The following is a 10,718-nucleotide window of genomic DNA, read 5'->3' on the forward strand; positions in this document are numbered from 1 at the left end:
CTCCCGCGCGGTCGCCGGGGCCCCCGCCGGCGGCCCCGACGCCCCCAGGATCACCGGAGAGACCACCGCCGAAGCGGTCGGCGGCGGCGCGGCCGGCGGCGCGGTCACCGGCGCCCCCGAGGTCACCGGGCCTCGGGACGTCGCCGGAACGGCCCCCGAAACCACCGTCGCCGGGACCACCGGCGGCGCCCGCGCGCGTGCAGGGGTCCGGGAAGGGCGGGGCGGTGGTGTGGCGGATGGTGGCGGCGTCGAGGGGGCGGGGGCGCATGCGGAGGACGGTGCGGGCCGCCGCGACGGGGTCCTTGACGGGCAGGCCGAGGGCGGCGGCGATGTCGTTGCCGGTGCCCGCCGGGATGATGCCGAGCGGCACGTCGGTGCCCGCGACGGCCTGGACGGCGAGGTGCACGAGGCCGTCGCCGCCGAAGGCGACGAGCGCGTCGGGACGTTCGGCGACGGCGGCGCAGGCCCGCACGAGCGCGTCCGCCGCGTCGTCACCGACGATCACCGACAGGTCGGCGCCGCCGGCGCGGAGGCGGCGGGCCACGGGTTCGAGCAGGCGCAGGGTGCGTCCGCCACGTGCGGCGGGGTTGACGAGCAGGGCGATTTGGGGGGCCACGCCCGGAACCTATCGCCTATCGGGCAGAACCGGAATCCTCTTCCTGTCGCCCGTCGTCCACGCCGGTGGGGGCGTCGATGGGGGTGTCGTCGTCGGACAGCGCGGAGGCCTGGTCGTCGTCGAGCCCCGCGTAGGGGTCGGCCCGCTTGCGCTCCAGCAGGTACATGACCAGCTCGGCCGCCGCGAACAGCACGATCATCGGCGCGGCCAGCGCCATCATGGTGACCGGGTCGCCGCCCGGCGTGACGAGCGCGCCGAAGACGAACATGAGGAAGATGACCAGGCGCCGGTGCTTGGCCACGGTGGCGCGCGGCAGTACGCCGATGATGTTGAGGAAGACCAGCAGCAGCGGCAGCTCGAACGAGACGCCGAAGATCAACAGCATGATCAGGACGTAGTCGAGGTACTCGTCGATCGAGATGGTGGCGACGGTGCCCTCGAGCGAGAAGCTGAGGAGGAACCCCAGCGCCGTGTCCATGATCAGGTAGGACAGCGCCGCGCCGGCCGCGAACAGCGGGATGGCCAGCCCCAGGAACGCCATCGTGTAGCGCTTCTCGGTGCGGTAGAGGGCGGGGGTGACGAACGCCCAGATCTGGTAGAGCCACACCGGTGAGGCCACGACGAGGGAGACCATCAGCGAGATCTTCAGCGTGATGAAGAACGAGGAGAAGATCCCGTTGTAGGTCAGGCTGCACTCGCCGGTCAGATCGCGCGACTGCGGGGCGGAGCAGTAGGGCTCCTTGAGCAGCTCCCACATCGGCCCGGACACGAGCCAGCCGATGACCAGGCCGACCGCCACGGCCGCGAGCGCGATGAGCACCCGGTTGCGCAGCTCGCGCAGGTGCTCCATCAGCGGCATGCGGCCCTCGGGATCCCGCTGCGGTTTGGGATCCGACCGTTTCAGCAGCGCCATCTAGTCAGTCCAAGGGGACGAGGGGTGGATGGGTCAGGGACGCTTGTCGGCCTGCGCGGCGGCACGCAGCCGGGCGGCCTGCTCCTCCAGCTGGCGAGCCTGCTCCTCGGCGGAGGGCGCCGCCGCGGGGATCTGCTGCGGGGGCGCGGGCTGGGGCTGAGCCTGGGGCTCGGCCTGCGCCTGCACGACGGTGGGCTTGTCGTCGTCGTCGTTGAGCTTGCTCGTCTCGGCCTTGAAGATGCGCAGGGACCGGCCGACGCCACGGGCGAGATCCGGCAGCTTCTTGGCGCCGAAGAGCAGGACCAAGGCCACCAGGATCAGGATGATCTCCGGAGCTCCCAAGTTCATGTGACGTCCTTCATGGTGAGCGAAGTGCGGTTCTTCCCCCCGATCGTACGCTGCCGGGGCCGCTGCCTCATCCCCCGATGTTCTCTTTGTGTCTGAATTGCTGATGAACTTGGGCAATCTCCCTGTTCAAGCGGCGTGCGGCCACCGCCGCGCGCCGCCCGGCGACCGCTATCACGGCCAGCCCGGCGACCAGGAGCACGGCGGCCGGCAAGATCCACGTCATGCCTGGTGAGCGTACAGGCCGAGGGCGCGCTCCGCCTCCTCCCGCACGCGGCCCGCCATCGCGGGCGGCGCCACGACGCGGCCGGTGTCGCCCAGCCGCAGCGCCAGCCGCAGGACCCAGTCCTCGTCCCGGGCCCGCAGCGTCACCCGCAGCCGCCCTTCGCCCAGCTCGGTGACCTGCTCGCACGGGTAGTACTCGGCCACCCAGCGCCCGGCGGCGGTGACCTCCAGCTCGACCAGCTCGTCGGTCGGCGACGGCCGGAACACGCCCTGCGCGACGTCGATCGGCTCGGCCTCGGCGGGCGGGTCGGCGGGCACGTCGAGCACCTCGACGCCGAGCATCCGGTCCAGCCTGAACAGCCGCATCGCCTCGGCCCGGTAGCACCAGCACTCCAGGTAGCTGCGCCCGTCGACGACGACGATCCGCATCGGGTCGACCTCGCGCGGCGTCACCTCGTCGCGGCCCGGCACGTAGTAGCGCAGCGACAGCCGGCGGCGGGCGGTCAGCGCCTGGCGCACCCGGGGCAGCGCGTCGGGGGCGGCGTCGACGTCGACGGCGACCTGGCTGCTGACGGCCGCGGCGCCCTCGCCCGCGGCGCGCTCCAGCTTGGCCACCACCCGGGGCAGCGCGTCGCCCTGCACCTCGGCCAGCTCCGGCGTGGCGGCCAGCATGCGCAGCGCGACCAGCAGCGCGCTGGCCTCGTCGATGCCCAGCCGCAGCGGCCTGGCGATGGTGTCGGCGTTGTCGATGACGATCTCGCCGCCGTCCCACGACACGTCGATGAGGTCGCCGGGCGTGTGGCCGGGCAGCCCGCACATCCACACGAGCTGCAGGTCGTCGATGAGCTGCTTCTCGCTCAGGCCGAACACCTCGGCCACCTCGCCGACCTGCGCCCCGGGGTGGGACATCAGGTAGGGGACGAGCGCGAGCAGCCTGGGCAGCCGGTCGGCGGACCCGCTCATGCCAGCGCTCCCTTCAGTCGGCGGATGACGGCTTCGCGGGCGTCGGGCGGCCCGGCCACCTCGACGTCGGAGCCGAGGCTGGCCATCCATCCGGCCAGCCGTTCGGGGTCGGAGAAGGTGAGCTCGGCCTCGTCCCACCCGTCGGCGCCGGGGCGCACGGTCCGGGCGAGCTGGCGCAGTCCCTCGCAGGCGCCCTGCCGCACGCGCACCAGCGCGGTGCGCTCGCGCGCGGGCTCGTCGGGGAAGTCGACCATGGCCCGCAGGTCGACGCCCTTGGGCACCTCGACGGAGCCGGGCCGGCCGGCGGCGGCGACCTGGCCGGTGATGCGGCTGAGCCGGAAGGCGCGCGGCGCGCCGCGCCCCCGGTCGAACCCGGCCAGGTACCAGCGGCCGCGGCGGCTGACCACGCCCCACGGCTCGACGGTGCGGGTGTGCACGTTCTCGCTGCCGGCGCCGCGGTAGTCGAAGCGGACCGGCCGCCGGTCGCGCACGGCCTCCCACAGCGCCGGGAAGGCCGGGTCGCGGGTGTCGACGCGCACCTCCAGCGCGCCGCCGCCGGCCACTCCCCCGCCCGCGGTCTCGTCGGTGGCGACCCCGCCGGCGCGCAGCTTGAGCAGCGCCCCGGAGGCGGCCTCGGCCAGGCTGGCGCGCTGCCACACCTGCGCGGCCACGCCCAGCACGGCGGCCTCGTCCGGCTCCAGGGTGATCTCGGGCAGCTCGTACGACTGCCGCTCGATGCGGTAGCCGGGCTCGTCCTCCCACGGGTCGCGGACCACGTCGATCGGGATGCCGATCTCGCGCAGCTCGTTCTTGTCCCGCTCGAACATGCGCTGGAACGCCTCGTCGCCGTCGCGGTCGTAACCGGGGACGGCCTGGCGGATCTGCTCGGCCGACAGCGGGCGGCGGGTGGCGAGCAGGCAGATCACCAGATTGAGCAACCGCTCGGTCTTACGGCGCGACATCTGCTCACTCCTCCTTCAACGACGCTACCCTGCCCCCGTGATCAGATGGCGCAAGGGCGAGGTTGTGCGGATCCGGCGCGAGTGGCCGGGAGCGATGGAGCTGGACGTCGCCGTGTCCGGTGAGGACTCCAACGCGGCGGGCGCGTTGTCCCGGGCGCTGGCCTATCCGCTGCTGGTGGGCCGCCCGGAGCCCGGCGACGAGGTGCTGCTCAACACGACGGCACTCGCGATGGGTCTCGGTACGGGAGGTTACGCCATGGTGGTGGCAGTGCCGAACCGTTTGCCGGAAGATCCCCAGGGCCCCGGCCACCTGGTGAAGGCGCGCTACACGCCGCTGCAGGCCACGGTGCTGGGCGCCGACGAGCAGGACTCCCCGTTCCACGAGCGCCTGCGCGAGGCCGACTCCGTCGACGGCATGCCCGTGGTGGTCGCCGACCTGCACTCGGCGCTCCCGCCGATCCTGTGCGGCCTGTACGAGTCCCGTCCCGGCGTACGGGTCGCGTACGTGATGCAGGACGGCGGGGCGCTGCCCGCGTGGTTCTCGATGGCGGCGGCGCGGCTGCGGGAGATCGGCTGGCTGGCGGGGACGGTCACGGTCGGGCAGGCGTTCGGCGGCGACGTGGAGGCCGTCACCGTCCACACGGGGCTGCTGGCGGCCCGCCACGTGCTGGAGGCCGACGTGGCGGTGGTCGCGCAGGGGCCGGGCAACCTGGGCACGGGCACCCGGTGGGGGTTCTCGGGGGTGTCGGCGGGCGAGGCGGTCAACGCGGCGGCGGTGCTGCAGGGGCGGCCGGTGGCGTCGCTGCGGGTGAGCGAGGGCGACCTGCGCGAGCGGCACGTGGGCGTCTCGCACCATTCGCTGACGGCGTACGGGCGGGTGGCGCTGGCGCGGGCCCGGGTGCCGGTGCCGATGCTGGACGGCGCGTTCGGTGAGCGGGTGCGGGACCAGGCGGAGCTCCTGGCGGTCCGGCACGACCTGGTCCCGGTGCCGGTCGACGGCCTGCGCGAGGCGTTGTCCGCCTCGCCGGTCCGGCTGTCGACGATGGGCAGGGGGCTGGAGGAGGACCTGGCCTACTTCCTGGCCGCGGCGGCGGCGGGCAGGCTGGCGGCCTCGCTGCTGTCGTAGGCGTCCTTGTAGGTGAACGCCTCGGGGCCGGGTCCTTCGGTCCTGAGGCGGCGCAGGCGTGCCATCCCCTCGGCCAGCGTCGGGATGGTCCCTTCGGGGATCCACCACATCACCATGGCGGGCTCCGCCATGCGCAGGAACCATTCGCGGCGGCGGCGCAGCACGGCCAGGTGGTCGCTGCGGTAGACGTAGTTCCACAGCGCGTCGAGCGACTCCCACACCGAGAAGTTGACCAGCAGGTGGTCGCCGTACTCGTGCTGGACGGTGGCGGTCGGGTCCTCCTCGCTCTCCTTCAGCCGCCACACGAAGCCGGGTGAGCGGTCGGCCAGGTCGTTGATCGGTTCGAGCAGGGCGACGAACTCGGCCAGCTCGGCCGAGTCGATGGGCGCGCGCAGGTGCGCCAGGTTGAGCTCCGCGAGATGCATGACGCTCAGCACACCATCCCGGAACCTTCTATGTCAATCTCCGTTTGTTTTAGAAAGGGTGACGCAGCACTCCCCCGGCCGCGGGTCCAGCCGGGCCCGGTCCGGGTCGTCGCCGAGCCCTGCCAGCAGGCCCTGGCACAGCGCCAGGTTCATCGAGCACACGAGCAGCGGCTGCTCCATCGCCAGCGCGTGGAAGGGGCAGTTACGCATGCGCAACCGGCCGTCCTCGGCGTACGGCTCGTAGCCGCGCTCGCGCAGCACCGCCTCGGCGGGATCGCCGCCGGAGGACGCCGAGCCGGCGGGTTCCGCGACCCGGCGGCCGAGGCGTTCGCCGGCGCGGCGGGCGGCCGCCTCGGCCCGCTCCTCGGCGCCGAGCTCCTCGACCACCTCGGCCAGCACCGCGCCGAGCGTGGCGTACTCGCGCGGCGGCAGGCTCACCGACAGCTCGGCGGCCGCGCGCCGGTAGACCTTGGCGGGCCGGCCGCTGCCCGGCCCCTTGCGCTCGGGCGCGCGGAAGCCGCTCTCCAGCAGCCCGGCCTCGACCAGCCGGTCCAGGTGGTGCCCGGCCAGCGTCCTGGAGACCCCGGCGGCCTCGGCCGCCTCCGCCCGGCCCACCTCGCCGCCCCGCCCGGCCACGGCCTCGTACAGGCTCCGGCGGACCGGGTCGTGCAGCAGCGCCAGCGCGTCGAGGTCGTCATCGCTCACAGCCGCGAGTCTAGAGCTCCCGCCCGGCCCGCCCGATCGTGCAGGCCCGGCTCGGCACCCGCTCGGACGACCCGTACGCCCGCCAGCACCCGCCCTTCCTGATCACGAAGATCGACACCCCTTCCGGCACCCCGTACGAGCGGCGCACGGCCTCGGCGTTGCGCAGCAGCCGCGCCGCGACCGCGCGGCCCTGGCGCGCGCCCGAGGCGGCGGCGTGCACCCACGCCCACCCGGTGTCGCCGCCCACCACGCACGGCCGCACCTTCGCGCACAGCCGCGCCTGCTCCGCCGCCGACGCGGCGGGCGCCACCCCCGCCACCAGCGCTCCGGCGGTCACGATCACGGTCAGGAATCTGATCATGACGCCCATTGCAACGGCATCACCACCCGGAAGCAAGCCTCACGCGTACGCGTCCCGTCAGTAGACCGCCAGGACGTCCATCACGTAGACCAGGGTCTCGCCCGGTCCGACGCCGAGGGGCGGATGGCCGCTCGCGCCGTAGCCGTCGGCGGGCGGCACGATCATCAGCACCCTGCTCCCGGCCGGGACACCCAACAGGGCATGGTCCCAGCCGGCGATGACGCCGCCGTCGCCCACGGTGAAGGCCGCCGGGCGTCCGGCCCGCCACGTCGAGCCGACGGACCGCCCGCCGTCCCAGGCCACGCCCTCGTACTGGGCCACCAGCAGCCGTCCGGCGCTCGCGGCGGGCCCGCCGCCCCGGCTGAGCACCACGGCGGCGAACCGGCCCGGCGGCGGCCCCGGGGGCAGCCTCAGCACCGGCCGGGCGCCGCCGCTCACCCGGACCCCGTGCAGCTCCCCGCCGCCGGCGTCCAGGGACGCCCCGGCCGCGTGCCTGCCGAGCAGGTCGGCCACGTACACGGGGGCGGCGGGCCGGTCGCGCGGCGGGGTGACGAGCAGGCGGCTGCCGACACGGTGGCCGGGCAGGGCGGCGGCCAGCGCGGGCGGCACGACGGCCGTGGGGGCGCCGCGGGCGAAGGTGGAGTCGGCGGTCCGGGCCGCGCCGCCGGCCCGGACGTGCGCGGCATAGTACGCGGCGTAGTGGACGACGGCCAGGTCGTCCGGCCCGATCTCCGGGCCGTCGCCCTCCAGGACCACCCGGACGGCGGGATCGGCGGCCTCCGCCGGGAGGACCACCGTGGGGCGGGCCCCGAAGGGCCCCGTCACCTCAGCAGCCGGAGCGGTGCAGGCAGCGGTGCAGGCGAGGGGCAGCAGAACCGCGAGGGCGCGTCGGCGCATCGGAGCCTCCCGGACGCGAACGGGCCCGGCGGCATGGTGCCACCGGGCCCGGCGATGCTACCGCGCGCGCCGCGTCCGCCGACGGGCCCCTCGGGATCCCGTACGGCGCCGGTCAGTAGGCGGCGAGCACGTCCACGACGAACACCAGCGTGCTGTTGGCCGGGATGCCCTGCTGCTCCTGGGCGCCGTAGCCGAGGTCCGGCGGGATGCTCATCACGACGCGGCTGCCGACCGGCACGCCGGCCAGGCCCTTCTGCCAGCCCTGGATGACGTTCGACAGCGGGAACGCGGCGGGCTCGCCCCGGCCCCAGCTCGAGTCGAACTCCTTGTCGGTGCCCCAGATCTTGCCCGTGTAGTGGACGGTGAGCGTCTGGGTCGGCTGCACCTTGGCGCCGGTGCCCTCGATCAGCGTCTTGACCACGAGCTCCTTGGACGGCTTGGCGTCCGTCTTGGTGGTGAGCACGGGCGCCTTGTCGCCGCCGGGGCTCTCCACCTTGACGCCCTTGAGGCTGTCGCCGGTCTCCTTGCCGGTGGCGGCGGCCAGCGGCTTGGGCGGCGTGCCGACGACGTCGAGCACGAAGACCTTCGTCGGCTGGGCCGGCTGGGCGTTCTGCTGCTGGGCCTCGGAATCGCTGGCCATGACGGCGAGCAGCCGGCCGCCGTGCTTGACCTTGGTGAAGCCGTCGCGCAGCACCTGCGGGAGCTGCTCGTTGACCGGGATGGTCTCGGGCGCCTTGGTGTCGTAGGAGGAGCCCTGGAAGGCGTTCTCCTTGCCGTCCCAGTTGTAGACGGTGAGGTTGACGATGAGCTGGTCACCGGTCTTGACGGCCGGGCCGGTGCCTGCCGTGACGACCTCGTAGGAGGACTTCGTGGCGGGCTTGCCGGAGGGGAAGGTCACCGTGGGCTTGGCGCCCACCTGTCCGGTGACCTTCACCCCCGCGGAGCCGGCGCCGGTGGTGGCCGTGGTGGCGGTCGGTTCGGAACCGCACGCGGCGGCGAACAAGATCAAAGGCACGGCGGCCAGAGCGGCCAGAGCGCGGCGCATGGATTTCCCTCGGAAAAGACGTCAGGTTCGCGTCACCCTATCCGACATCCCGGTAGGGCCGAGGTAAACCACCCGCTACATTCCCGCGATGAGCTTGTCCACCCGCTCGTCGACGCTGCGGAACGGGTCCTTGCACAGAACCGTGCGCTGCGCCTGGTCGTTGAGCTTGAGGTGCACCCAGTCGACGGTGAAGTCGCGCCGCTTCTCCTGCGCCTTGCGGATGAACTCGCCGCGCAGCCGCGCCCGGGTCGTCTGCGGCGGCACCGACTTGGCCTCGAAGATCTTCAGGTCGGAGGCCACCCGCTCCACCGAGCCGCGCCGCTGCAGCAGGTAGAACAGGCCGCGCTTGCGGTGGACGTCGTGGTAGGCCAGGTCGAGCTGCGCCACCCGGGGCGACGACAGCGGCAGGTCGTACTTCTTGCGGTAGCGCTCGATGAGCTGGTATTTGGTCACCCAGTCGATCTCCCGCGACACCAGGTCGAGGTTGCCGGTCTCGACGGCGCGCAGCGTGCGCTCCCACAGCTCCAGGACCCGGCGGGCGATGGCGTCGCCGCCGCGCCGCTCGACGAAGTCCTTCGCCTTCGACAGGTATTCCTCCTGGATCTCCAGGCTGGACGCCTCGCGCCCGTTGGCCAGCCGCACCCGGCGGCGGCCGGTCATGTCGTGGGAGACCTCGCGGATGGCGCGGATCGGGTTCTCCAGCGACAGGTCGCGCATCACGGTGCCGGCCTCGATCATGCGCAGCACCAGGTCGGTGGCGCCGACCTTGAGCAGCATCGTGGTCTCGCTCATGTTGGAGTCGCCGACGATGACGTGCAGGCGGCGGAACCGCTCGGCGTCGGCGTGCGGCTCGTCACGGGTGTTGATGATCGGCCGGCTGCGGGTGGTGGCGCTGGAGACGCCCTCCCAGATGTGCTCGGCGCGCTGCGACACGCAGTAAACAGCGCCGCGCGGCGTCTGCAGCACCTTGCCGGCGCCGCAGATGATCTGCCGCGTCACCAGGAACGGGATGAGCACGTCGGCCAGCCGGCCGAACTCGCCGTGCCTGCCGACCAGGTAGTTCTCGTGACAGCCGTAGGAGTTGCCGGCCGAGTCGGTGTTGTTCTTGAACAGGTAGATGTCACCCGCGATGCCCTCCTCGCGCAGCCGCTTCTCGGCGTCGACGAGGAGTCCCTCGAGGATGCGCTCGCCGGCCTTGTCGTGGGTGACGAGCTCGATGACGTTGTCACACTCGGGTGTTGCGTATTCAGGATGGCTGCCCACGTCGAGGTAGAGGCGTGCGCCGTTGCGGAGGAAGACGTTGCTCGATCGGCCCCAGGACACGACCCGCCGGAACAGGTAGCGCGCGACCTCGTCCGGCGACAGCCTGCGCTGCCCCCGGAACGTGCAGGTCACGCCGTACTCGTTCTCCAGCCCGAAGATGCGACGATCCATCACCTCACACTATGCCCACGGATGGTCCGGCGGGAGAGATCTCCACGGTGTTTTCCCCGCGCGGGGTGCGGCGCGGCCCGCCCCCGCGAGGCCGCGCGCCCTTCCGTCAGGGGGTGAAGATCTCCTGGACCTTGACGATCTTGCCCTGGTGGACGGTGATGAGGGCGGGGCGCTCGTAGCGCTTGGCGCGCTTGATCAGGTCGGCGCGGGAGCAGCGCTTGGCGCCGAGGCCCCTGCGGTCGACGGTCAGCTTGGTCATCGCCGAGCCGCAGCCGACGGCCGACAGGAAGACGACGTTCCCGGCGATCGGCGAGGCGTAGGCGGTCACGTCGCCCTCCGGCGGGCCGACGAAGCGGCCCTCGGTGACGCCGCCCTTCTTCCACCGGATCGGCTCGTACTCGGCCACGCTGCCGCGCACGTGGGTGATCCAGCCGCGCAGGATGCCGTTGTGGCGTGAGCGGATGCGCTTGGTGAAGTCGTGCCCCGGGTCGGCCTGGAACGTCGTGCCGAAGATCTTGGGGGTCTTGTACTTCGGGTAGGCGGCGGCGTCGGCCGCGACTCCGGAGGACAGGACCACGGCCGCGGCGGCGGCGCCCGCGACGAGGCTGCGCTGAAGAATCTTCACGGACTCTACGACGGCCGATCTTGGCCGCGAGTTCGGCCGGAATGATGTGAGACAGATCACATCATTCCGAGATCGG

The 10,718-nt window shown here is 73.1% G+C and carries 14 protein-coding genes; 1 reads left to right on the top strand and 13 read right to left on the bottom strand.

Annotation, left to right across the window (positions count from 1 at the left end):
- From KME80_RS51445 to KME80_RS48220, 6 genes are all read right to left on the bottom strand, one after another.
- Positions 1 to 616, bottom strand: a 616-nt coding sequence (locus tag KME80_RS51445) for a diacylglycerol/lipid kinase family protein (protein WP_308126255.1), incomplete at its 3' end; no start/stop codon positions are given.
- Positions 617 to 632: 16 nt separating this feature from the next.
- Complete coding sequence (gene tatC / locus KME80_RS48200) at positions 633 to 1,529, bottom strand: twin-arginine translocase subunit TatC (RefSeq protein ID WP_246647039.1); 897 nt, start codon at positions 1,527 to 1,529, stop codon at positions 633 to 635.
- Positions 1,530 to 1,562: 33 nt separating this feature from the next.
- On the bottom strand, positions 1,563 to 1,877 hold the full coding sequence (tatA, locus tag KME80_RS48205; RefSeq protein WP_219519162.1) for a Sec-independent protein translocase subunit TatA: 315 nt from the start codon (positions 1,875 to 1,877) through the stop codon (positions 1,563 to 1,565).
- Between the two features lie 67 nt (positions 1,878 to 1,944).
- On the bottom strand, positions 1,945 to 2,100 hold the full coding sequence (locus KME80_RS48210) for a hypothetical protein (RefSeq protein ID WP_219519165.1): 156 nt from the start codon (positions 2,098 to 2,100) through the stop codon (positions 1,945 to 1,947).
- Positions 2,097 to 3,062, bottom strand: coding sequence for a helix-turn-helix transcriptional regulator (locus KME80_RS48215; RefSeq protein ID WP_219519168.1), 966 nt, complete (start codon positions 3,060 to 3,062; stop codon positions 2,097 to 2,099). The genes KME80_RS48210 and KME80_RS48215 overlap by 4 nt, the downstream gene beginning before the upstream one ends.
- The gene (locus KME80_RS48220) at positions 3,059 to 4,024 is read right to left on the bottom strand and encodes a helix-turn-helix transcriptional regulator (RefSeq protein ID WP_219519171.1); all 966 of its coding nucleotides are present in this window, start codon (positions 4,022 to 4,024) and stop codon (positions 3,059 to 3,061) included. The genes KME80_RS48215 and KME80_RS48220 overlap by 4 nt, the downstream gene beginning before the upstream one ends.
- Positions 4,025 to 4,061: 37 nt before the next feature.
- On the opposite strand from KME80_RS48220, the gene KME80_RS48225 reads away from it, so the two are divergent.
- Positions 4,062 to 5,150 (top strand): DUF3866 family protein, encoded by a 1,089-nt coding sequence (locus KME80_RS48225; RefSeq protein WP_308126256.1) that lies wholly within the window; start codon positions 4,062 to 4,064, stop codon positions 5,148 to 5,150.
- On the opposite strand, the gene KME80_RS48230 is transcribed toward KME80_RS48225, so the two are convergent.
- The 7 genes from KME80_RS48230 to KME80_RS48260 all read right to left on the bottom strand — a co-directional run bounded on the left by KME80_RS48230 (position 5,096) and on the right by KME80_RS48260 (position 10,642).
- The gene (locus tag KME80_RS48230; protein WP_219519173.1) at positions 5,096 to 5,575 is read right to left on the bottom strand and encodes a DUF3291 domain-containing protein; all 480 of its coding nucleotides are present in this window, start codon (positions 5,573 to 5,575) and stop codon (positions 5,096 to 5,098) included. The two genes, KME80_RS48225 and KME80_RS48230, sit on opposite strands and share 55 nt — an antisense overlap.
- Positions 5,576 to 5,608: 33 nt before the next feature.
- Positions 5,609 to 6,280, bottom strand: coding sequence for a helix-turn-helix transcriptional regulator (locus KME80_RS48235; RefSeq protein WP_219519176.1), 672 nt, complete (start codon positions 6,278 to 6,280; stop codon positions 5,609 to 5,611).
- 10 nt (positions 6,281 to 6,290) lie between these two features.
- Positions 6,291 to 6,641, bottom strand: a complete 351-nt coding sequence (locus tag KME80_RS48240; protein ID WP_219519179.1) for a hypothetical protein — start codon at positions 6,639 to 6,641, stop codon at positions 6,291 to 6,293.
- Between the two features lie 57 nt (positions 6,642 to 6,698).
- Positions 6,699 to 7,538: an FKBP-type peptidyl-prolyl cis-trans isomerase gene (locus tag KME80_RS48245; protein WP_219519181.1), complete on the bottom strand. Its 840-nt coding sequence runs from the start codon at positions 7,536 to 7,538 to the stop codon at positions 6,699 to 6,701.
- 112 nt (positions 7,539 to 7,650) lie between these two features.
- Entirely contained in the window at positions 7,651 to 8,583 is a 933-nt protein-coding gene (locus KME80_RS48250) for an FKBP-type peptidyl-prolyl cis-trans isomerase (protein ID WP_219519184.1), read from the bottom strand.
- Positions 8,584 to 8,658: 75 nt separating this feature from the next.
- Positions 8,659 to 10,017 (bottom strand): Pup--protein ligase, encoded by a 1,359-nt coding sequence (pafA, locus tag KME80_RS48255; RefSeq protein ID WP_219519189.1) that lies wholly within the window; start codon positions 10,015 to 10,017, stop codon positions 8,659 to 8,661.
- Positions 10,018 to 10,123: 106 nt separating this feature from the next.
- The gene (locus tag KME80_RS48260) at positions 10,124 to 10,642 is read right to left on the bottom strand and encodes a hypothetical protein (RefSeq protein ID WP_308126257.1); all 519 of its coding nucleotides are present in this window, start codon (positions 10,640 to 10,642) and stop codon (positions 10,124 to 10,126) included.
- Positions 10,643 to 10,718: the final 76 nt, after the last annotated feature.

This window comes from Nonomuraea ceibae (assembly GCF_019396325.1).
In the GTDB taxonomy this organism is placed as follows: domain Bacteria; phylum Actinomycetota; class Actinomycetes; order Streptosporangiales; family Streptosporangiaceae; genus Nonomuraea; species Nonomuraea ceibae.